The organism is Nonomuraea maritima, from assembly GCF_900100395.1.
GTDB lineage: Bacteria > Actinomycetota > Actinomycetes > Streptosporangiales > Streptosporangiaceae > Nonomuraea > Nonomuraea maritima.
Map to the genome: position 1 here is coordinate 42822 of NZ_FNFB01000009.1, position 20225 is coordinate 63046.

Consider the following 20225-nt stretch of genomic DNA (forward strand, 5'->3'; position numbering starts at 1 on the left):
CGGGCCTGGGCGTGCGGTGGCCGGGAGAAGGCGTTTGATCCCTCGCGACGAAGGTAGGTGGCAACCTAGCAGGGGAAATGGAGATCGCCCCGCTATCGGGAGCCTTCACCAGGAAGGCGTGTGAAAGGCGGTCTCCGCGGTGGAGACCGCCGGATCGGGGGAACCCAATGCGCAAGACCCTGACAGGACTGGGCCTCGCGTTCTTTCTGACGCTAGGGCCGGCAGCAGCCGCGACGGCCGAGACACCGGCCGATCCCGTCGCGCAGAGCCAGGTAACACCCGCACCGCAGCAGAAGGAAGAAGGCGGCGGCAACGCCGGCCTCTGGGGCCTGCTGGGCCTGCTCGGCCTGCTGGGCCTGGCCGGGATGCGCAAGCAGCGTAGCCAGGTCGGAACCGCCGAACACGTCTCACCCCGAGGCCCGCGCCCGTAGCGGGGCCGCCCCCGGCCCGTGCGGGCCGGGGTGACACCCGAAGTGGTGCGGCTGTCCGAAGGCCGGCCGTGCCACCCAGCCGGTACGCCGTCGCATCGTAGCGACGGCGTACGCGGCTCTCGACCTCCACACACCTCCAGCCGGTGGGTCCACGCCCGCTGACGGGCCGGGACGCACCATGAGGCGCCCGACGGCAGCTGGCCGCCGGGTCTTACGCATGGGAAGGCCCGGGAACGACGCGCGGCCCGCGTACTCAGGTGACGGGAACGATGTCGGCCCGGGTCAGGACGCCGTCGTCGATGGTGAGCACGCCCACCGTGCCGTGCGGCTGGCGGCGGCGGTCGGTGGGGGAGCCCGGGTTGAAGATCCGCAGGCACTCGCCCGACTCGTCGAGCGGGATGTGCGAGTGACCGAAGACCACCAGGTCGGCGTCCGGGAAGCGGCGCCGCATGCGAGCAAGCCGCCCCTTCGCCGGGCCGCTGTCGTGGATCATGCCGATCCGCAGGCCGTCGAGGGTCAGCTCCAGGGTCTCCGGCGCGACGACGTCGGGGCCGTCGTTGTTCCCCTTGACCACGTGCAAAGGCGCGTACGCGGCCAGTTCCTCCAGCACGGACGGCACGCAGACGTCACCCGCGTGCAGCACGACATCGGCGCCCCGCAACTGCTCGGCGACCCGCGGCGGACACGACCGCCACCGCCGGGGCGCATGCGTGTCCGACAGAACGACAACCCTCACCCCGTCCCCCTGCCCACCCACCGCGGGGGATGTACCGTGCTGGGATGTCACCTCCCGACATCGCCCACCACCGCGGGCTCGTCGCCCGATGGATGCGCGATCCGGCCTGCGTCACCTGGTGTTCCGCCCTCGACGTCGCGCAGGCCGCCCGCTGCTTCGGAGCGGACCCGGGCGCTGGGGTCCCGATGACGTTCACGGACGCGGAGTTCGAGCACTACGACGAAGGCCGGGAGTGCGTCGTGATCGGCTCACTCGACGGCTGGACCCTCGCCATCGAACCCAACGGAGGCGAAGCCCGTTCCTCCGGCGTCCTGGCGGCTCTCTCCAGGGGCGGCCGCGCGCTCAGCCTCTATTGGAACGGCCCGGTACACGTCGAGTTGAACTACGCCGTGCAAGGGCGGTTCGTCGCCGAAGTGCCCAGGTCGCCCGTCGCCGACTGGCCTGCCGCCATCCGTGACGTGGTCGCTCCGCACCTCTCCGGCATGACGTTCCCGCCTGACGACCGGTGGAGAACCGACGCCTTCACTCTCGCCGCCCGCCTCAGCGGAACCCAGCTGACCGACCGGTGGCTGGAGACCGAACACCTGCGCTTCGTCATCTAGCGCTGGAGTGCCAGGTAGGTCCACGAGATGTCCTGGCGCCCGTGTGGATCGACGCGTTCGGCCAGATGGATCAGGTCCAGGCCATGCGTGCGAGCCAGGGCGATCGTCTCCGCCGCGGAGACAGGGAACATGCGGCGGCCGATCGGGACAGGACCGTGACGAAGGGAGAGGATCACTCGCCCACCGGTGTCGAGCAGGCTGACCATGGCGGGCATCGCCGCCGCCCGCTGCTGCTCGTCCAGGTGCATCCAGACCGCGGTCAACGGGATGAGATCGAAGCGTCGCCCCTCTTCGCGCAGTCCCGCCAGGTCCGGCAACGTGTCATCGACCCACTCCAGATCCTGGTCGGCATGGAGCCGCTGACTGGTGTGGTCGTTGTGCCAGATGGCGGCGGTGAGTGCGTGAACGCGCTGCAGGATGCGGACGGCCACGCCGCAGACACGGCAATGGCGGAAAAACGTGTCGCCCGAACGGGCAACGATCCGTACCGTCGCGATTATGAAGCTGCTCACGGTCAATATCGGTCGCCCCCGCCCCGATCCGGGGAAGGGGCTGAGTTTGACGGGCATCGACAAGCGGCCCGTTGACGGTCCGGTCGCCGTCGCCGCCCCCGGCCCCAAGGGCACCGGCGCGGTCGGCCTCGCCGGTGATCGGGTCTATGACGTGAAGCACCACGGTGGCTTTGACCAGGCCGTCTACGCGTATGCCCGCGAGGATCTCGACGGGTGGGAGGCCGAACTGGGCAGGACGCTCGCGAACGGGGTCTTCGGCGAGAACCTCACGACCCTGGGCCTGGACGTCAACGGCGCCCTGATCGGTGAGCGCTGGCGGATCGGGCCTGATGTCGTCCTGGAGGTGTCGTGCGCGCGTATCCCGTGTGCCACCTTTCAGGGCTGGCTGGAGCGTGAGGGCTGGATCAAGCAGTTCACGCAGGCCGCACGGCCGGGCGCGTATCTGCGCGTGATCGAGCCTGGCGAGATTCGCGCCGCTGACCCGGTCGCGGTCGTGCACCGTCCCGACCATGAGGTGACCGTCGCGCTCGTCTTCCGGGCGATGACCTTGGAACCGCAGCTGCTGCCGCGGCTGCTGATCGCCGACGCGCTGCCAGAAGCGGAAAAGGAACGAGCCCGCCGGCGCACCACCGCATAGCCAGTCATCCGCGCACCGACCGCCTACGACCACTGGATCCCTGGGAATCGATCATCCAGGCGAGTGTCAGGACAGGCGGGCGGCGCGGTCCTCCAGGTGGCGGCGTTCCGGGAGGCTGGTGGTCTGACGGGCGGCCTGCTGGTAGGCGGCGAGAGCGGCCGGGGCGTCGCCTGCCATCTCCAGGAGGTGGGCGCGGACGGAGAGGAGCCGGTGGTGGCCGGTCAGGCGGGCGTCGGCGGTGAGGGTGTCGAGGAGGTCGATGCCCGCTCGCGGGCCGTGCACCATGGCCACCGCCACCGCCTGGTTGAGGCGGACGACCGGGTTGTCCTCGATCGCCGCCAGCACGTCGTACAGGGCCAGGATCTGGGGCCAGTCGGTCTCGGCCGCGGTCGGCGCCTCGTCGTGCACGGCCGCGATGGCGGCCTGGAGCTGGTAGGGGCCGGCCGCCGAGGTGGCCAGGGCCTCGCTGACCAGCGCGACGCCCTCGGCGACGAGGTCGCGGTCCCAGAGCGTGCGGTCCTGCTCGGCGAGCGGGATCAACCGCCCGTCGGCGTCGGCACGGGCGGCCCGGCGCGCCTCGGTGAGCAGCATGAGGGCCAGCAGGCCCGCGGCCTCGCCGTCGCCGGGCAGCAGCCGGCGCACGGCGCGGGCCAGCCTGATCGCCTCGCGGGTCAGCTCGGGCCGGTGCAGCTCGGGCCCGGACGTGGCGGTGTAGCCCTCGTTGAAGATCAGGTACAGGACGTGCAGCACCACCCGCAGCCGTTCGGCCCGCTCGCCCTCCGGCGGCGGCGCGAACCGCGCGCCGGTCGCCTTGACGCGCTGCTTGGCCCGGCTGATCCGCTGCGCCATCGTCGCCTCGGGCACCAGGAACGCCCGGGCGATCTGCGCCGTCGTCAGCCCGCCGACGGCCCGCAGCGTGAGTGCGAGCTGCGACGGCTGCGACAGCGCAGGATGGCAGCACAGGAACAGCAGGGTCAGCGTGTCGTCGTGGTCGTCGGTCGAGACGTCGCCGGGCGCCGGCGCGACGTGGGCGTCGGCGGGCTCGCGGACCGCTACGGTCTCCTCCCGACGGCGGCGCGCGTGCTCGCTGCGCACCTGGTCGACGAGCCTGCGGGAGGCGACGGTGACCAGCCAGGCGCGCGGGTTGCCGGGCAGGCCGTCGCGCGGCCACTGCACGGCCGCGTCGAGCAGCGCCTCCTGGACGGCGTCCTCGCACGTGTCGAACTGGTCGTAGCGGCGCACGAGCGTGCCGAGGACCTGTGGCGCGAGTTCGCGCAGCAGGCCGTCGAAGTCCGTGGTCACCGGCTCATACTAGGGCCGAACCAGAGGAGTTCCTGGCCGTGCTGCCTGGTCCAGGCGAGCGGCCTGCCGTCGAGGGCGAGCACCTGGTGGAGCACCTCGCCCGGCGGCTCCGGCGTCCCGGCGTGGGGCAGCACGGCGGGGGCCTCGTTCGCGACCCAGTGGCCGGGCAGGTCGCGTACGAGCTGGACGAACGCCGTCCGGCGGGGCGGCGGCACGTGGTACAGCACCGAGCTGTGGAACACCACGAGCGTCGCGCCGGGCGGGGCCTGCGCGGCCAGCGCGGGCAGGTCGTCCACGAGGTCGCCGCGCACCAGCAGCGGCGGGTCGGCCGCCGCGACGGCGGCCGCCGCCCGCAGCCGGGCGCGGCGGTGGGCGTGCTCGGGCCAGATGAGCGCGTCCAGCCAGGCGAGGTCGGCCGGGTTCCGTACGTCGAGCGGGTTGAGGTCGAGCCCGGCCCGCCAGGCCACGCGCGGCACGGTCGCCGGCGGTTCCAGGCCGGTGAGTGCGCAGTCGAGGACGGGCTCGCCGCTGCCCACCACGTGGCCGTCGTAGCGGTAGGCGTACCGGTCGGGGTAGAGGCACAGGCCCGCGGAGGCGCCCACCTCCAGCAGCGCGAGGGGCTGCGGCAGCGCGGTGAGCACGGGCAGCAGGACGGCGCAGCGCCCGGCCTCGTTCGTCTGCGTGACCCGGACCCGCATCTCCGCCTCGATCGCGGGCCAGTTCGCGAGGACGTACGCGTGGAAGGCGGCCGGGTCGTCCACCGGACCGCCGAGCAGCCGGACGACGCCGAACAGCAGGTTCGGCTGCCGTTTGGCCGGGGGCAGCCGCTCCAGCAGGGCCGGCAGCTCGGCGTCCTCGGAGACCGCGAACGCCAGCCGCTCGTAGGCCGGTGACACGCCGTGCGCCTCCCGCGCGGCGAACTCGGCGTACGTCGAAGCCGTCGTCATACCAGGACCCGTACCCGGACGGGCGAGTTGTCCGCAATGCGATGGTGATCAACTCATGAGCCGTTTGAGACGCAACTAGCCCTGATGTTTAAGACGTCCGAAATAGGGTGCTCCTCTGCCGCGCACCCGCGGCGTACCGACAACGCAGGGAGCCAGATGCTCAACAAGACGCGGCGGGGGCTGACCGCCCTCACCGTCACCGCCACGGTGCTGACCGCCTTACCGGCGAACCCCGCGACTGCCGCACCGGGCGCCGCGGCCGGAGGCACGCACACCGTCACGCTGCTGACGGGTGACGTGGTGACCGTCAGGGCGACCGGTGCCACGTGTCCCACCGTCTCCGTCGAACCGGCCGAGCCGAACGCGGTGATCCGCCAGAGCTGCGGCCCCGACGGGCACGTGCGGGTCATCCCCGCTCGCGTGGCCTCGCAGGTGGGCACCATGTTCGACCCCGCCCTGTTCGACGTCACCACGCTGATCGCCGAAGGCTACGACGACGCGAGCGCGACCGAGCTGCCCGTCATCGTGAAGCCCGCCGCCGACCGGCGGGTGGCGGCGCTCGGCGGCGACGTCCGGCAGCTGCCGAGCATCGGCTCGGTCGCCGGCAGCGTCCCCAAGAAGAACGCGGACGTCGCCCGCCAGGCCACGCAGTCGCTGCTCGCGAACGCCGAGAAGGTCTGGCTCGACCGCAAGGCCCACGCGACCGCGCTCACGGTTCAGCAGCAGCCGCCCACCCGTTCCGACCTCGACCGGAACCTGGAGCAGATCGCCGCCCCGCAGGCGTGGAAGGCCGGCTACACCGGCAAGGGCGCGCGGGTGGCGGTGCTCGACAGCGGCGCCGACTTCTCGCACCCCGACCTGGCCGGGAAGGTGGTGGACCACGCCGACTTCATCACCGAGGGCGGCGACGCCGTCGACCAGCACGGCCACGGCACCCACGTGGCCACCACCATCGCCGGCACCGGAGCGGCCGCGCGCGGCGAGCGCCGCGGCGTCGCCCCGGACGCGGACCTGCTCGTCGGCAGGGTCCTCGACGAGAACGGCAGCGGCCTGGACTCGCAGATCATCGCGGGCATGGAGTGGGCCGCCGCGCGGGCCGACGTCGTCAACATGAGCCTCGGCGGCTCGGAGGCCAGCGACGGCACCGACCCGCTGTCGCTCGCCGTGGACGCGCTGACCGAGCAGACCGGCGCGCTGTTCGTCATCGCCGCGGGCAACTCCGGCGGCGCCATCTCGTGGCCCGCCGCCGCCTCCCGTGCCCTGACGGTGGGCGCCGTCGACGGCTCCGACAAGCTAGCCGACTTCTCCAGCCGCGGCCCGATCACCGGCACCCGGGCCGCCAAGCCCGAGCTGGTCGCGCCCGGCGTCGACATCGTCGCAGGCCGGGCGGCAGGGACCACCCTGGGCGACCCGATCGACGACCGCTACACCGTGTCGTCCGGCACCTCGATGGCCGCCCCGCACGTGGCCGGCGCCGCCGCGCTGCTCGTCCAGCGGCACCCCGACTGGACCGGCGACCGGCTCAAGGCAGCGCTGGTCGGCGCCGCCGACCCGCTGCCCGGCACGGACCCGTACGCCACGGGCGCCGGCCGGCTCGACGCGGTCCGCGCCCTGTCGGGGCCGGTCAGCGACCAGCCGGTGGTCGCGCTCGGCACGTTCGGACACCCGCAGAGCGGGACCAGCGAGGCGAAGCTGAGCTGGACCGGCGAGCAGACCCCGGCGACCGTCAACCTCGACCTCGACGTCACCATCGCCGACCACAACGGCACGCCGGCGCCGCGCCGCGCCGCCTCGCTGTCGGCGACCCGGGTGCGGCTGAAGCGCGGCGTCCCCGCGGGTGCCACCCTGCGTCTCGACCGCGCGGCCTTCGCCGAGCGGCCCGGCCTGTACGCCGCCACCGTCACCGCCAGGACCCCCAGCGGCAAGCTCGTCGCCACCACCCCGGTGACGTTCTGGGTCGAGCCACGCAGTCACGACCTGACGGTGCACACCGTCGAGCAGCCGCTGATCTCGCCCGCGGCCGACGCCTGGGTCAGCGTGCTGGTGACCAACCTCGACGACCCGATGACGGCCGCGACGGGCGCATTCAGCGTTCCCGGCGAGACCGTCGAGCTGCGCGTTCCTGACGGCCGGTACGCGGTGACCGCCGCGTACTCGTCCTACGACCCCGAGACTGCCCGCCAGACCGGCGCGCTCGTCGGCGACACCGACGTCAGCATCACCGCCGACCAGGAGATCACGCTGGACACCGCGCAGGCCAAGCCGGTGACCGCGACGGTCGACGGGGTGGACACGAGGACGACCACGGTCGATCTCACCGTGCTGCAGACCTCCGGCAACGGGCTGACCTGGTTCGAGAAGGTCTCCGGGTGGGGTGAGGAGGCCACCGTGTCGGTGAGCCGGCTGGAGCGCCCGGGCATCGGCGAGGTCAAGGCGTTCGCGTCGTTCGCGCTGGAGTCGCCGCAGGGCAAGGCCGAGCCGTACCTGTACAACCTGGCGCACGAGTACCGCGACGGCGTCCCGGCCGACCCCACGTACCGGGTGAGCAGGCGTGAGCAGGGCGAGCTCGCCAGGATCGACGAGCGGTTCCACCAGATGGACCTGGACACCATGGTCACGTCGCTGCGACGCTACGGCTACACCCGCGACGGCTGGTACCTGACCCAGCACCGCACCTACGAGCTGACGGGCAACCGCACCGACTACCTGTCGCCCGGGTTCCTCTGGCAGGACGAGGGCATCTACGGCGGCCTGCTCGCGCAGGAGGGCGCCCGCGAGTACGCGCCCGGCAGCCGTCAGGTCAAGACGTGGGCGCGGCAGCCGCTGCACTCCGACTGGTACGACGACCCGGTGGGAGCCGAGTACGTCTGCGCCGCCCCGCCGTCGCGTACCCGCGGCAACCTGCACGTCGACCTCGTCATGCTCACTGACCGCCACCAGCGGAACGACTGCCTGGCGGCCGGCACGATCGGCGTCAAGCGCAAGCTGGCGCTCTACCGTGACGGGCAGCTGCTGGAGGAGCGGGACGCCTCGCGGGCCGACTTCAGCGTTCCTGAGCGGGCCGCCGACTACCGGCTGACCTTCGACGTCGACACGAGCCTGCTGCTGCCCGTCTCGACCCAGGTCTCCACCTCGTGGACCTTCCGGTCCGCCGGGCCGTCCGGCACGAAGCGCGTCCCGCTGCCGCTGCTGTCGGTCGACTACGCGCTGCCCCTGGACGCCGCCAACCACCCGACCGGCGGGTCGGCGGAGTTCGACGTCCGGCAGGCGAACGGCGTGCCCGCCCAGCGCGTCACCTCGTTCGAGGTGTGGACGTCGACCGACGACGGCGCGAACTGGCGTGCGGCCAAGGTCGTGCGGAGCGGTGACGGCTACCGGGCCGACCTGCCCGCGACCGCGGCCGGTCAGGCCGTCTCGCTGCGGGTGAAGGCCGCCGCCGACGGCGGCAGCGGCATCGAGCAGACGGTCATCCGCGCCTACCGCGCGGGCTGACCTCCCGCCTGACGAGGCCCCGGCCGGTTCTCCGGCCGGGGCCTTCGTCGTCGCCCGTGGTCAGGCGTAGCCGTGGACGTTGCCCGCGGCCCACGCCGCGAGGACGCGCGAGCACGCGGCGACGGACTCCCGCCACGACCTGGCGGCCCCCTCGCCGGCGTCGTCGCTGACGTGCTTGACGATGCGCAACGGCACGCCGGCCCGCTGCGCCACCGACGCGAGTGCGTACCCCTCCATGTCGACCAGGTCGGCCCGCTCGGCCAGCCGGGCGCGGGAGAGCTCGTCGGAGACGAAGGAGTCGCCGGTGGCCAGGGTCGCGCCGCCGTCGTCGGCGAGCGTCAGGGGGGCGCCGACGAACTCGCCGGTCAGGCTTTGCAGGACGGAGCCGTCCAGGTCGTGTTGGAGGACCGTGCCGACGACGTGGGTGCCGGTCCAGCCGGGACGCAGCGCCCCCGCCGTGCCGAGGTTGACGACGCCCGACGGGAGCGGGCCGCGGGCGAGCGCGGTGGCCAGCGCGGAGGCGGCGTTGACCTTGCCCATGCCGGTCAGCAGCACGGGCAGGGACGTGTCGAGGTGCTGGGCTTCCTCCTTGACCGCCAGGACGAGCAGGGGACGGTCACTGGTGATGCGTCCGGTGAGTTGCATGAGGAGCACAGTACGCACAACCCAGCAAATACCGATATTTGACGGTATTGATGCCCAGTAGTGGCAAATAGTGCACCAAGGTCAAAAACCTCTACAGGGGTACAATCAGTACAGGAGCATGAGCAGTCCATCGGTGCGGACGAACGTACGAGGGAAGGGTGTGTCATGCCGGAAAACAGGGGTGTCGTCTACGAGGGCGCGGGCAAGGTGGAGGTCCGCGAGGTCGGGTACCCCGACTTCGAGCTCAAGGACGGACCGGGCGTCAACCCGGCCAACGTGGGACGCAAACTTCCCCACGCCGCGATCATCAAGACGGTCGCCACCAACATCTGCGGAAGCGACCAGCACATGGTCCGCGGACGCACCACAGCCCCGCACGGGCTCGTCCTCGGTCACGAGATCACCGGCGAGGTCATCGAGACCGGCTCCGACGTGGAGTTCGTCAAGACCGGCGACCTGGTGTCCGTGCCGTTCAACATCGCCTGCGGACGCTGCCGTAACTGCAAGGAGCGCAAGACCGGGATCTGCGAGAACGTCAACCCCGACCGGCCCGGCTCGGCGTACGGGTACGTCGACATGGGAGGCTGGGTCGGCGGGCAGGCCGACTTCGCGCTGGTGCCCTACGCCGACTGGAACCTGCTGAAGTTCCCCGACAAGGACCAGGCCATGGAGAAGATCCTCGACCTGGCCATGCTCGCGGACATCTTCCCGACCGGCTACCACGGCTGCGTGACGGCGGGAGTGCAGCCCGGCTCCACCGTGTACATCGCCGGCGCGGGCCCGGTCGGGCTGGCCGCGGCCGCCTCGGCCCTGCTGCTCGGCGCCGCCGTGGTCATCGTGGGCGACCTCAACAAGGACCGCCTCCAGCAGGCCCGCAGCTTCGGCTGCGAGACGGTCGACGTGTCTCAGGGCGACCCCGCCGACCAGATCGAGCAGATCCTCGGCGTGCCCGAGGTCGACTGCGCCGTGGACGCCGTCGGGTTCGAGGCGCGCGGCCACGGGCGCGAGGCGGCCGAGGAGCACCCGGCGACCGTGCTCAACTCGCTCATGGGCCTGACCAGGGCGGGCGGCGCGCTCGGCATCCCCGGCCTGTACGTGACCGGCGACCCGGGGGCGAGCGACGAGGCCGCCCAGCGCGGCTCGCTGTCGCTGCAACTCGGGCTCGGCTGGGCCAAGTCGCTGTCGTTCACCACCGGCCAGTGCCCGGTCATGAAGTACAACCGCCAGCTGATGATGGCGATCCTGTACGACCGGGTGCAGATAGCCAAGGCCGTCAACGCCACGCCGATCCCGCTCGAGATGGCCCCGCAGGGCTACCACGAGTTCGACGAGGGGGCCGCGCGCAAGTACGTGCTCGACCCCCACGGCATGCTCACCAAGTCGGCCTGACGTGTGGCCGAGCTGTCCGGGTGGCCGGCGATCCGGTCACTCGGACAGGGCCGTCCGCAGCTTGGTCAGCACGGCCCGCAGGATCCGGGACACGTGCATCTGCGAGATGCCGAACTCCTTGGCGATCTCCGACTGCGTCATGTTGCCGTAGAAGCGCATCAGCAGGATGTTGCGCTCCCTGGCCGGCAGGGCGTCGATCAACGGCTTGACCGCGTGCCGGTCGAGCATGGTGTTCAGCGTCTCGTCCTGCGCGGGCAGGAAGTCGCTCAGCTCGGCCGCGTCGTCGTCGCCGGTGCTGACGGGCGCGTCCAGCGACAGCGCGGAGTAGGCCGTGGACGCCTCCAGGGCGAGCAGCACCTCCTCCTCGGAGATGTTCAGCCTGGTGGCCAGCTCGGCGACCGTGGGGGAGTGGCCGAGGGTCTGGGTGAGCTCGGCGGTGGCCTTGTTGAGCTCGATGCGGCGCTCCTGGTACACCCTGGGCACCCGCACGGCCCACGTACGGTCGCGGAAGTGCCGCTTGACCTCGCCCATCATGGTGATCATGGCGTAGCCCCTGAACTCGTGGCCGAGACTGGGGTCGTAGCCGTTGACGGCCTTCATCAGCCCCACGTAGGCCGCCTGGCGCAGATCCTCCATCGGCTCGCCGCGGTAGCGGTAGCGGCGGGTCACCTCGGCCACCAGCCCGTCGTGCATCTCCACCAGCCGTTCGCGGATGCGCTCCGCCTGGAGGTCGGAGATCCCGGGGTCGGACAGGTCGGCGAGGAGTTCCTCGGCGGTGAGCTGCTCGAGTTCGACGGTAAGGACGGACATTGCTGCTCCCCTTAAGGTGCCAGCGGCCTCCGCCCAAAAAGAAAAAGCCCAGGCAGAGGCACACGTGTGATGCGCGTGTTCAGAAGCCCTCTGCTGGACTTCAAAACCAAGCTTACCCCCGCTTCCGGGAAACCCACCCGAAAAAAGTCACAAAAAGGTTACGGCGCCCTGGACACCCCGGCCCCGGGCTCCGGCCGGGCGCCGACCCGGTCGGCCTTGCGCGAGGCCAGCGGGACCCGCAGGACGAACCGGGCGCCCCGGGGCGAGTCCTCGATCGTCAGCGAGCCGTCGTGCGACTGCGCGATGGCGCGCGAAATCGCCAGACCGAGGCCGCTGCCCTGCGGGTCGCGCCGGCGCGCCTCGTCCAGGCGGACGAACGGCTGGAACACCTGCTCGCGGTCCTGCTCGGGGATGCCGCTGCCGTCGTCGTTGACGGCGACGACCGCCTGCCCGCCCGAGCGCGCCACGCTCACCTCGACCAGCGACTCGGCGTGCCGCTCCGCGTTGGCCAGCAGGTTCGTCAGCACCTCGCGCAGCTGCACGGCGTTGCCCATCACCAGCACGTCCTCCTCGGCGGACAACCGGACCGGGAGCTGCCAGCCCCGCGTGCGCACCTCCTCGCGCACCAGGTCGGTCAGGCTCACCCGCTGCCGGTGGCTCGGCGACGACCGGACGCGGGCCAGGACCAGCATCTCCTCGATGATCGCGTGGCAGCGTTCGGCCGCGGTGAGAGCGCCGGTGATGGCCTCGTGCGGGTCCATGTCGCGGTACATCAGCGCCTCTTCCAGCTGGGCGCGCATCCCGGTCAGCGGCGTCCGCAGCTCGTGCGACACCATCGAACTGAACCGGCGCTGCTGCTCCACCGCGGCCTGCAGCCGCCCGAGCGTCTCGTTGACGGTACGCGCCAGCCTGGCCACCGGGTCCTGGCCAGGGGGCTCCGGCACGCGCAGGCTGAGGTCGCTCACCGTGACCTCGGCCATCCTGCGCCGCATGGCCTCCACGGGCCGCAGCGCCATCCTGACCAGCACCCACGCCGCCCCGAACATGAGCACGCCCGCCGCGAGGACGCCCACGGTCAGGTACAGCTCCAGCTGGTGGGTCCGCAGGACCTCCGGCTGCTCCTGGCCCGCGTACACGACGTGCGGCGCGCCGTTCCACAGCAGCCGCTCCTCGTGCGGGGACGGCCGGAGCGCCGTGAGCATGAGGCACCGGGAGTCGGAGCAGCGCGTGAGCTGCTGGATCCGGTTGTCGGGCGGCGGCCAGTAGGTGCTCATGGCCGGGAGATGCGCGGCGGTCCTGCTGGCGGCGACGACCTGGCCGGAGGAGTCGACCAGCTGCAGCAGCACGCCCTTCGAGGCGATGACCGCGGGCGGGGTCCGGCTCTCGGTCATCGTGCCCACCCATTCGGTGGCGGCGCGCTGGGTCTCCTCGTACGTGCTCCGCTCGACGGCCATCCGGATCAGCAGATCCGCGGCGACGGCGACCATGCCGAGGACGAGCATCGCGAAGGCGCCGGCGGCCAGTGAGAGCGTCGCCTGCACGGAGAGCCGGTTGGTGAGGAATGACACGCGTTCAGCTCCCCCGCATCCCGCTGGGCGGGGCCTTCGAGGAACGACCGCGGCCGGCCCGTGTCATCGCTGCCACCTCCCGCCGCTGACGTGACCCCGGCCCGACGGAGAGGCCACGACGGAGAACCAACCCTTCGTGTTCCTCGCCGTTCATGTGCAATAACCCGTCACCGGGTCAAAGCCATTTGACCCGGTGACAAAGGGGCGTCAGCCGCACTTTGCGGAAGCCGGCCGTCCGCGATCTCTCCTAGCGTGTGCCCGAGAGCAAGGAGGAGGACGCGGTGATCGAACTGTCGTGGTCGCAGGTCAGCGCCAGGCGGCTGGAACGCGCGAGGCTGCTGGTTCCCTGGCAGGACGTGGACGGGCTCGGGGGAGTCGTGGCGGCCATGTGCGGGGCGCACGCCCAGATCATGTCGGCCGCCGAGGCGTCCGTCGGGCTGCGGGCGCGCGTCACCCGCTCGCACGTCCGCGACGCCCTGTGGACCTCCCGCAGCCTGGTCAAGACGTACGGCCCGCGCGGCACCGTGCACCTGCTGCCCACCGCCGACCTGCCCCGGTGGGCCGGCGCCCTGGCGTCGATCCCGCACACCGGATCCGGCTCCGTACGGCTGACGCCCGAGCAGACCGCGCGGATCGTGGCGGCCGTCCGCGACGCGGTCCAGGAGCGCCCGCTGACGATCGACGAGCTGGACGCGGCCGTCGTGGCCGCCATCGGCCCGTGGGCCGGCGACCTGGTCATGCCCGCGTTCGGTGGCTGGTGGCCGCGCTGGCGCCAGGCGATGGGGGCCGCCGCGCACCGCGGCGCGTTTGTTTTCGGGCCGCCGCGCGGCCGCAAGGTCACCTACGCCGCCGCCCCGATGGCGGGCCCGGCAGCGGACGGCCTCGCCTGGCTCGTCCGGAGCTACCTCACCGCGTACGGGCCCGCGACGCCCGCGCAGTTCGCCCAGTGGGCGGGCGGCCGGCCGCGCTGGGCCGCCGAGGCGTTCTCCCAGGTGGAGCTGGAGGAGGTGCGGCTCGAGGGGCAGTCGGCGTGGGTGCTCGCGGGCGACACAGGGACGCCAGATGAGCGGCCGCGGGGCGTGCTGCTGCTGCCGTACTTCGACGCGTACGTGGTGGCCGGGCGACCGCGTGAGCTGCTGTACCCGGGGGCGGCGGCGCGGCGGGCGTTGAGCGGCGGGCAGGCGGGCAACTTCCCGGTCGTCCTGGTGGACGGCGAGGTGGCGGGCGTGTGGCACGCGCGCAGGGCCGGCTCCCGGATCGACCTGACCGTCGAGCTGCTGCGCGACCTCACTCCCGCCCAGTCGCGCGGGCTCGAGGAGCAGGCGGAGAGATTCGGGACGGTGACGGAGGCCAAGCCGCGCCTGACTCTCGGGCCGGTCACCGTGGGCCCGCACGCCTGACCCTTCATGGTGTATCACTCCCTTTCATGCTCCATAATGGGGAGCGATATGGAGCAATACACCGTTGAGCAGGCTGCGGCCGTGCTGGGTCTGCACGTGAAGACCGTGCGCAACTACGTACGCGACGGCCGGCTGCCCGCCGTACGGGTCGGCAAGCGCTACCGCATCGCGAAAGACGACCTCGCGGCCCTCGCCGGGATGCCGCCGGACGAGGCGATCGCGCCGCGCAGGGCCGAGGTGTCGTGCATCGTGCAGGTCGACGGCCTGTCCAGGCCGGAGCTCGACCGCGTCAGCACGATGGTTCTGGGCGCGCTGTCCGGCCGGCCGAGCGGGCTGCGCGTCGAGTTCGTCTACGACGAGGAACGCGCCCACCTGAAGATCATCGTGCTGGGCGGCCTCGAGGAGAGCGCCCAGGTACTTCGCGTCATCGACGCCCTGGTGAAGGAGTGAGCATGGACATCCCCGGCGTACTCGTGTGCGACCCGCACGGCGAGCCTCTGCGCGAGGGCCGGCACGCGCTCGACCTCATCGGCGACGCGTGGGGCGCCGGCGCCACCTGGGTGGCCGTGCCCGCCGAGCGGCTGCACGACGACTTCTTCACCCTCAGCAGCGGGGTGGCGGGGGAGTTCGTCCAGAAGTTCGCCAACTACCGGCTCGGGCTGGCGGTCGTGGGTGACATCTCCCGCCACACCGCCACCGGCTCCGCGCTGCGCGCCTGGGTGGCCGAGGCCGACCGCGGCAAGCAGCTGTGGTTCGTCCGCGACCTGGACGAACTGGCCGCGCGCCTGCCGGTCAGCCAGGGGTGAACGAGGTGAACAGGACCTCGGCCCCCACCGGGACGTACCCAGCCGCCAGGAACGTGCGGACGCTGGCCGCGTTGCCCGGCGCGACCTGCGCCCAGATCGGTCCGGGGGCCAGATGGCGGGCCGACTCGACGAGCAGCCTGCCGAGACCCCGCCCTCGGTGCGCCGGTTCGACCTCGACGGCCACCTCCCAGCGCCCGGCCACACCGCGTCCGACGGTGACCAGGCCGCCCTCGACGGCCCACACGCGCACCGCGTCGCGGTACTGGAAGGCGCGCGCCACCCGCGCGTGCGCGCTGCCCGCGATCTCGCGCAGCGGCAGCGGCGGAGCGCCCGTGGCGGGCGGGGCGACGGCGAGCATGTCGATGCTGCCGACCTGACGGCCCGTACGCTCGGCCAGGGCCTGCAGGAACGGCGGCGACAGGGGAGCGTTCAGGTCGCCCGCGGGAATCCGGTCAAGGACCCAGGACGCCTCGACGTCGGCGAACACCACGTGGTGCGCGGTGAAGGCGAACACCCCGAGGTCGCGCGGCGACGGCTGGGCGAGCAGCGTCAGACCGCCGTCGGCGGCGGGCGGCCGCCCCGCCTGCACGCCGGCGAGCAATTCCGCTAACGAACCTGTGAACATGTCCCCGAACCTTATCGGTCCATGTCCGTGAAGTAGGCGCCGGTCTGGGCGTCCATCGGGTAGTACGACTCGATCGCGATCTCGTCCAGGGTGATGTCCAGCGGGGTGCCGAACGTGGTGGTGGTCGAGAACAGCCGCAGTTCCCGTTCGCCGAACCGGAAGATCATCGGGGTGGCGATCTCGGACTCGATCGGCTGATCGGCCTCCTCGGAGCCCTCCGCCAGCAGTTCCTCGTACAGCGCGGTGAGCTCGGGGTCGGGGGCCGTGGCGAGCTGACGCCCGATCCTGGTCCGCAGCAGCGACCGCACGTCGGCGAGATTGACGATGTGCGGCGCGAGACCCCGCGGGTCCAGCCCGACCCGCACCATGTTGACCGGCGGTCGCAGCAGATCGGGAGCGACATTCGTGAGGAACCGGTCGATGGCGCGGTTGGTCATCACGATGTTCCACCGGCGGTCGATGACCAGCGCCGGATACGGCTCGTGCGCCCGCAACACCCTCGCGACCGCGTTCCAGGCCGCCTGCAACGCCGCCCCGCCGAGCGGCCGCTCGGCGTAGCGGGGCGCGAAGCCGGCGGCCAGCAGCAGCCGGTTGCGTTCCCGCAACGGCACGTCGAGCTGGTCGGCGAGCCGCACGATCATCTCGGCGCTCGGGTTGGACTTGCCCGTCTCCACCAGGCTGACGTGCCGGGCCGAGACGTCGGCGGCGATCGCCAGGTCGAGCTGGCTGAGCCGGCGGCGCTGCCGCCAGTGCCGTAACAGTTCCCCGACCGTGTGCATGCCCGCCGATGCTACTCGCCGTGCAGGGGGACGCAATGACATGCGATTTCATCGACAGCCCACGCGGGCCGCGGCGACACTGCTCCCGTGACCGACAACAAGAGCATCGTCCAGCAGGCACTGACGGCACTCGTGGCGACCGGCGACGTCGACGCGCTCGCGCCGTTGCTGCGCGACGACTTCGTGCATCACCGTCCCGACTCGACCTCGGCATCCAAGGCGGAATGGCTCGCCGCCGTGCGCGCCGCGCTCGTCCCGCTCGCCGGCATGCACGTGGAGATCCAGCATCTGTTGGCCGACGGCGACCACGTCGTGATGCACTCGCGCCGCCGACTGCCCGGCGGCACGGCCGAGATCGCGGTCGTGGACGTCTGGCGCCTCGACGACGGGCTGATCGCCGAGGCGTGGGAGATCATCGAACCGGTGTCCCGGGCAGCCGCCAACCTGACGTGGTGGGAACCCGCCGATCACTGAAGCGGCGCATACGCGTCGGGGCCCAGGACGCTCAACAGGGCCAGGGCCTCGGCGCCGGGGGATCCCGGTGGCGCGGTGTAGAGGACGAGGTGCTGGTCGCGGTCGGTGAGCGCGAGCGCGTCGCAGTCGACGGTGACCTCGCCGACGACCGGATGGTGGAACGTCTTGGTGAGCATGGGCGCGGCCTGCACGTCGTGCCGCTCCCACAGCCGGGCGAAGTCGGGGCTCGCCCCGCGCAGTTCTTCGACGAGGCCGGTCACGGCGGGGTCGGAGGGGTAGCGGGCGAGGGTCGAGTGCAGTCTCATGACGACGTGGTGCCGGAACTCGGTCGCGTCGGAGATTCCGTACAGCTCGGCGCCCGGGCGTGGCCGGTCGAGGAACACCCGGCGCGCGAGATTGCGGTCCTTCGGCGCGAGCACGCCGAAGTCCTCCATGAGGGCGGCCGTGAGGTCGTTCCACGCGAGCACCTCGAACGTGGCGGAGGTCACGAAGGCGGCGGTCTGCGGCAGCCGCTCGATGAGCGCGAGGATGCTCGGACGCACATCACGCCGGTGCAACCCGGTACGCCTCGGCGCCGTGCCCGCGAGCAGGTGGAGGTGGTCGGACTCGGCGTCCGTGAGCCGCAGCGCGCCCGCGATCCCGGCGAGGACCTCGCCCGACGGCCGTGGCGCGCGGCCCTGTTCGAGCCGGACGTAGTACTCCGTGGAGATGTGCGCGAGGACGGCCACCTCCTCGCGGCGAAGCCCCGGCGTCCGGCGGCGCGGTCCCGAGGGGAGGCCGACGTCCTCCGGCCGGAGCCGTTCGCGACGGCTGCGGAGGAACGCCCCGAGTTCCTGCTTGTCCATCAGATCCTCCCGAGGGGACCGTCGCCTTGAGGCGACGGGGGAATCGGGAGCGGGAGGGCCGTCAAGGCCCGAGCGTGTAGTGACAGAACCTCGGAAATTGTCGCCACCTCCGGATACGATTGCTTTCGTGCTTTCGGGCATCGGTCAGGGCTTGGCCGTCGTCTCCCGCGCAAGCGGGGCGAGAAGCCGCTCTCTTCAGGGAGCGGAGGAGTCACAACCTCAGTCTGCATGCCGCGCGGCGGTGGATCCTGGTACTGCCTGTGCCTGCATCCGGACCGGGCACCGGGCGGACACTTCCGGCATGACCAACGACATCGGTTTCACCCCCATCGGCCTGCTCACCGGCAAGGTCGTGCTCATCACCGGAGCCAGCCGCGGCATCGGCGCGGCCGCCGCCCGGCTCTTCGCGCGGGAGGGCGCGTCCGTCGTGCTCGCCGCCCGCGGCGTCGACGCGCTCCAGAAGATCGTCGCCGAGATCCGCGCCGACGGCGGCGTCGCCGACGCCGTCCCCCTCGACCTGGCCGACCGCGCGAGCATCCGCGCCGCCGTCGACCACGTGGAGAAGCTGCACGGACGGCTCGACGGGGCCTTCAACAACGGCGCGGCCGGCCAGCGGCGGCCCGGCCCGCTCGACACCACGGCCGACGAGGACATCGACGAGCAGTTCACGGTGAACTTCCGCGCGCACTGGACCGCCATGACCGCCGAGGCCGAGCTCATGCGGCGCACCGGCGGCGGGGCCATCGTCAACACCTCCAGCATCGGCAGCCGCCGCGCGAACCCGGCCCTGCCCGCGTACGGCGCCATGAAGCGGGCGCTCAACAGCATCACCGAGACCGCCGCGGTGAGCTGGGCACGTGACGGCATCCGGGTGAACGGCATCACCCCCGGCGGAACCGTCACGGAGATGATGGACGCGTGGGAGGCGGCGACTCCCGGCATCATCGAGCGAGCCAAGGCATCGATCCCGCTGGGGCGGATGGCCGAGCCCCGCGAGGTCGCCGAGGCGGCCGCGTGGCTGCTCAGCGACCGGGCCTCGATGGTGACCGGCGCCATCGTCCCGGTGGACGGCGGCGCCGGCGCCTGAGAGGAGAGCCCGGGCCGTGGCACGGAGGTGTCGCGGCTCAGTCCGGGAAAAGCTTTTCTCTACTGAGAGCCGGTCACGAGGTGCCACGGCGGGTGGACTCGCGGAGCACCAGGCCGGCCGGGACGATCGTGACGCCGCCGGGCGCCGGGTCGCCCGCGATCGCGTCCAGCAGGTGGCGGGCCGCCAGGCGGCCGATCTCGCCGAGGTTCATGTCGACGGTCGTCAGCGGCGGCCGGCAGCCCAGCGCCATCGGCTCCCAGTTGTCGAACCCCACCAGCGCCACGTCCTCCGGCACCCGCCGTCCCCGCTCGCGCAGCGTCTCGGCCACCCCCCGCGCGATCTGGTCGCTGCCGCAGAAGACGGCGTCCACGTCGGGCGACTCGTGCAGCAGCACGTCGGCCCCCTGCCGGCCCCACTCCTCGCTCCACTGCCCGTAAAGGATCTCGCCGGCCGGCGCGAGCCCGGCCGAGCCCAGGGCGGTGGTCATGCCCTGGGCTCGGCGGCGGGCCGCCTCGAAACTCTGCGGGCCCGTGACGTGCCCGATGCGGGTGCGGCCCGTCGCCATGAGGTGGCGCGCGGCCAGCGCGCCGCCGCCCTCGTCGTCCGGGATGATCGACACGTCGGAGTCGTCGGCGGACTGCGTCATCGCGTACACGACCGGGACGGGCAGGTCGCGGCCGATGCCCGGCCGGGGCTCCGTGCGCCGCCCGGTCACGATGATGCCCTCGACGCGCCTGGCCAGCAGGCGTTCGACGTAGTGGCGCTCCCTGATCGGGTCGTCGCGGGTGTCGCACATGAAGACGGAGATCTGCCCGGCGTCCAGCGCGTCCTCTGCGCCCAGCATCACCGGGATGCTGAAGCGGCCGAAGCTGTCGGAGGTGACCAGGCCCACCGTGTACGTGCGCCCGGCGAGCAGGCCCTGGGCGAACGGGTTGGGCCGGAAGCCGAGCCGCTCGGCGGCGGCGAGCACCCGGTCGCGGGTCTCGACGCGCATCCGTCCGCGCCCGTTGAGCGCCTTGGAGGCGGTGCCGATCGACACCTCGGCGGCCGCCGCGACGTCTCTGATTGTGACGGCTCTCGTTGTCCCGTCGGAAGGGCTGGCCAACCGATTCCCCTTTCGCGGTCACACATGACGGTC

The 20225-nt window shown here is 72.2% G+C and carries 21 protein-coding genes; 10 read left to right on the plus strand and 11 right to left on the minus strand.

What is annotated here, in order from left to right:
- The first annotated feature begins 167 nt into the window (after positions 1 to 167).
- On the plus strand, positions 168 to 431 hold the full coding sequence (locus BLR04_RS17145; RefSeq protein WP_090765682.1) for a WGxxGxxG family protein: 264 nt from the start codon (positions 168 to 170) through the stop codon (positions 429 to 431).
- A 253-nt stretch (positions 432 to 684) separates the two neighbouring features.
- On the opposite strand, the gene BLR04_RS17150 is transcribed toward BLR04_RS17145, so the two are convergent.
- On the minus strand, positions 685 to 1167 hold the full coding sequence (locus tag BLR04_RS17150) for a metallophosphoesterase family protein (RefSeq protein ID WP_090765685.1): 483 nt from the start codon (positions 1165 to 1167) through the stop codon (positions 685 to 687).
- Positions 1168 to 1211: 44 nt separating this feature from the next.
- Here BLR04_RS17150 and BLR04_RS17155 point away from each other — a divergent pair, with 44 nt between their 5' ends.
- Positions 1212 to 1769, plus strand: coding sequence for a DUF6461 domain-containing protein (locus BLR04_RS17155; RefSeq protein ID WP_090765688.1), 558 nt, complete (start codon positions 1212 to 1214; stop codon positions 1767 to 1769).
- Here BLR04_RS17155 and BLR04_RS17160 read toward each other — a convergent pair.
- On the minus strand, positions 1766 to 2281 hold the full coding sequence (locus BLR04_RS17160) for a hypothetical protein (RefSeq protein ID WP_176903134.1): 516 nt from the start codon (positions 2279 to 2281) through the stop codon (positions 1766 to 1768). The two genes, BLR04_RS17155 and BLR04_RS17160, sit on opposite strands and share 4 nt — an antisense overlap.
- Here BLR04_RS17160 and BLR04_RS17165 point away from each other — a divergent pair.
- A complete protein-coding gene (locus tag BLR04_RS17165; RefSeq protein WP_090765696.1) occupies positions 2268 to 2918 on the plus strand; it encodes an MOSC domain-containing protein in 651 nt (216 codons plus the stop codon). The two genes, BLR04_RS17160 and BLR04_RS17165, sit on opposite strands and share 14 nt — an antisense overlap.
- A gap of 66 nt (positions 2919 to 2984) precedes the next feature.
- Here the strand turns inward: BLR04_RS17165 and BLR04_RS17170 are convergent, their stop codons facing one another.
- Together BLR04_RS17170 and BLR04_RS17175 are read right to left on the minus strand one after the other, a co-directional pair.
- A complete protein-coding gene (locus BLR04_RS17170; protein WP_090765699.1) occupies positions 2985 to 4220 on the minus strand; it encodes an RNA polymerase sigma factor in 1236 nt (411 codons plus the stop codon).
- Positions 4217 to 5167, minus strand: a complete 951-nt coding sequence (locus BLR04_RS17175; RefSeq protein WP_090765702.1) for a DUF2332 domain-containing protein — start codon at positions 5165 to 5167, stop codon at positions 4217 to 4219. The genes BLR04_RS17170 and BLR04_RS17175 overlap by 4 nt, the downstream gene beginning before the upstream one ends.
- A 156-nt stretch (positions 5168 to 5323) precedes the next feature.
- Here BLR04_RS17175 and BLR04_RS17180 point away from each other — a divergent pair, with 156 nt between their 5' ends.
- On the plus strand, positions 5324 to 8659 hold the full coding sequence (locus BLR04_RS17180) for a S8 family serine peptidase (RefSeq protein ID WP_090765705.1): 3336 nt from the start codon (positions 5324 to 5326) through the stop codon (positions 8657 to 8659).
- Between the two features lie 60 nt (positions 8660 to 8719).
- Here the strand turns inward: BLR04_RS17180 and BLR04_RS17185 are convergent, their stop codons facing one another.
- Positions 8720 to 9304 (minus strand): nucleosidase, encoded by a 585-nt coding sequence (locus BLR04_RS17185; protein WP_176903135.1) that lies wholly within the window; start codon positions 9302 to 9304, stop codon positions 8720 to 8722.
- A 165-nt stretch (positions 9305 to 9469) separates the two neighbouring features.
- Between BLR04_RS17185 and fdhA the strand changes: the two genes are divergently transcribed.
- Complete coding sequence (gene fdhA, locus BLR04_RS17190; RefSeq protein WP_090765711.1) at positions 9470 to 10693, plus strand: formaldehyde dehydrogenase, glutathione-independent; 1224 nt, start codon at positions 9470 to 9472, stop codon at positions 10691 to 10693.
- 36 nt (positions 10694 to 10729) lie between these two features.
- On the opposite strand, the gene BLR04_RS17195 is transcribed toward fdhA, so the two are convergent.
- Both BLR04_RS17195 and BLR04_RS17200 read right to left on the minus strand, forming a co-directional pair.
- Complete coding sequence (locus BLR04_RS17195; protein WP_090765713.1) at positions 10730 to 11503, minus strand: SigB/SigF/SigG family RNA polymerase sigma factor; 774 nt, start codon at positions 11501 to 11503, stop codon at positions 10730 to 10732.
- A gap of 158 nt (positions 11504 to 11661) precedes the next feature.
- Positions 11662 to 13071, minus strand: a complete 1410-nt coding sequence (locus BLR04_RS17200; RefSeq protein WP_090765716.1) for a sensor histidine kinase — start codon at positions 13069 to 13071, stop codon at positions 11662 to 11664.
- 254 nt (positions 13072 to 13325) lie between these two features.
- On the opposite strand from BLR04_RS17200, the gene BLR04_RS17205 reads away from it, so the two are divergent.
- The 3 genes from BLR04_RS17205 to BLR04_RS17215 are packed head-to-tail and all read left to right on the plus strand — an operon-like array spanning position 13326 to position 15277.
- Positions 13326 to 14471: a winged helix DNA-binding domain-containing protein gene (locus BLR04_RS17205; RefSeq protein WP_245740303.1), complete on the plus strand. Its 1146-nt coding sequence runs from the start codon at positions 13326 to 13328 to the stop codon at positions 14469 to 14471.
- Positions 14472 to 14519: 48 nt separating this feature from the next.
- A complete protein-coding gene (locus tag BLR04_RS17210) occupies positions 14520 to 14921 on the plus strand; it encodes a helix-turn-helix domain-containing protein (protein WP_090765720.1) in 402 nt (133 codons plus the stop codon).
- 2 nt (positions 14922 to 14923) lie between these two features.
- Positions 14924 to 15277 carry a DUF4180 domain-containing protein gene (locus BLR04_RS17215; RefSeq protein WP_090765722.1) on the plus strand — a complete coding sequence of 118 codons (354 nt, stop codon included), beginning with the start codon at positions 14924 to 14926 and terminating at the stop codon, positions 15275 to 15277.
- Here BLR04_RS17215 and BLR04_RS17220 read toward each other — a convergent pair.
- On the minus strand, positions 15264 to 15902 hold the full coding sequence (locus tag BLR04_RS17220) for a GNAT family N-acetyltransferase (protein ID WP_090765725.1): 639 nt from the start codon (positions 15900 to 15902) through the stop codon (positions 15264 to 15266). The genes BLR04_RS17215 and BLR04_RS17220 overlap by 14 nt on opposite strands.
- A gap of 11 nt (positions 15903 to 15913) precedes the next feature.
- The gene (locus BLR04_RS17225; RefSeq protein WP_090765728.1) at positions 15914 to 16681 is read right to left on the minus strand and encodes a helix-turn-helix domain-containing protein; all 768 of its coding nucleotides are present in this window, start codon (positions 16679 to 16681) and stop codon (positions 15914 to 15916) included.
- An 87-nt stretch (positions 16682 to 16768) separates the two neighbouring features.
- Between BLR04_RS17225 and BLR04_RS17230 the strand changes: the two genes are divergently transcribed.
- Positions 16769 to 17155 carry a nuclear transport factor 2 family protein gene (locus BLR04_RS17230; RefSeq protein ID WP_090765731.1) on the plus strand — a complete coding sequence of 129 codons (387 nt, stop codon included), beginning with the start codon at positions 16769 to 16771 and terminating at the stop codon, positions 17153 to 17155.
- Here BLR04_RS17230 and BLR04_RS17235 read toward each other — a convergent pair.
- Positions 17149 to 18000: a helix-turn-helix transcriptional regulator gene (locus tag BLR04_RS17235; RefSeq protein ID WP_090765734.1), complete on the minus strand. Its 852-nt coding sequence runs from the start codon at positions 17998 to 18000 to the stop codon at positions 17149 to 17151. The two genes, BLR04_RS17230 and BLR04_RS17235, sit on opposite strands and share 7 nt — an antisense overlap.
- Before the next feature lie 301 nt (positions 18001 to 18301).
- Here BLR04_RS17235 and BLR04_RS17240 point away from each other — a divergent pair, with 301 nt between their 5' ends.
- A complete protein-coding gene (locus BLR04_RS17240) occupies positions 18302 to 19087 on the plus strand; it encodes an SDR family NAD(P)-dependent oxidoreductase (protein ID WP_090765737.1) in 786 nt (261 codons plus the stop codon).
- A 73-nt stretch (positions 19088 to 19160) separates the two neighbouring features.
- Here the strand turns inward: BLR04_RS17240 and BLR04_RS17245 are convergent, their stop codons facing one another.
- Entirely contained in the window at positions 19161 to 20192 is a 1032-nt protein-coding gene (locus BLR04_RS17245) for a LacI family DNA-binding transcriptional regulator (protein WP_090765740.1), read from the minus strand.
- Between the last annotated feature and the right edge of the window lie 33 nt (positions 20193 to 20225).

Excerpts from the sequence above, each read along its gene's own strand:
- BLR04_RS17145 (WP_090765682.1), top strand. The coding sequence starts at position 168 with ATGCGCAAGACCCTGACAGGACTGGGCCTCGCGTTCTTTCTGACGCTA.
- BLR04_RS17155 (WP_090765688.1), top strand. The coding sequence starts at position 1,212 with ATGTCACCTCCCGACATCGCCCACCACCGCGGGCTCGTCGCCCGATGG.
- BLR04_RS17165 (WP_090765696.1), top strand. The coding sequence starts at position 2,268 with ATGAAGCTGCTCACGGTCAATATCGGTCGCCCCCGCCCCGATCCGGGG.
- BLR04_RS17175 (WP_090765702.1), bottom strand. The coding sequence starts at position 5,167 with ATGACGACGGCTTCGACGTACGCCGAGTTCGCCGCGCGGGAGGCGCAC.
- BLR04_RS17180 (WP_090765705.1), top strand. The coding sequence starts at position 5,324 with ATGCTCAACAAGACGCGGCGGGGGCTGACCGCCCTCACCGTCACCGCC.
- BLR04_RS17185 (WP_176903135.1), bottom strand. The coding sequence starts at position 9,304 with ATGCAACTCACCGGACGCATCACCAGTGACCGTCCCCTGCTCGTCCTG.
- fdhA (WP_090765711.1), top strand. The coding sequence starts at position 9,470 with ATGCCGGAAAACAGGGGTGTCGTCTACGAGGGCGCGGGCAAGGTGGAG.
- BLR04_RS17195 (WP_090765713.1), bottom strand. The coding sequence starts at position 11,503 with ATGTCCGTCCTTACCGTCGAACTCGAGCAGCTCACCGCCGAGGAACTC.
- BLR04_RS17210 (WP_090765720.1), top strand. The coding sequence starts at position 14,520 with ATGGAGCAATACACCGTTGAGCAGGCTGCGGCCGTGCTGGGTCTGCAC.
- BLR04_RS17215 (WP_090765722.1), top strand. The coding sequence starts at position 14,924 with ATGGACATCCCCGGCGTACTCGTGTGCGACCCGCACGGCGAGCCTCTG.
- BLR04_RS17220 (WP_090765725.1), bottom strand. The coding sequence starts at position 15,902 with ATGTTCACAGGTTCGTTAGCGGAATTGCTCGCCGGCGTGCAGGCGGGG.
- BLR04_RS17225 (WP_090765728.1), bottom strand. The coding sequence starts at position 16,681 with ATGCACACGGTCGGGGAACTGTTACGGCACTGGCGGCAGCGCCGCCGG.
- BLR04_RS17235 (WP_090765734.1), bottom strand. The coding sequence starts at position 18,000 with ATGGACAAGCAGGAACTCGGGGCGTTCCTCCGCAGCCGTCGCGAACGG.
- BLR04_RS17240 (WP_090765737.1), top strand. The coding sequence starts at position 18,302 with ATGACCAACGACATCGGTTTCACCCCCATCGGCCTGCTCACCGGCAAG.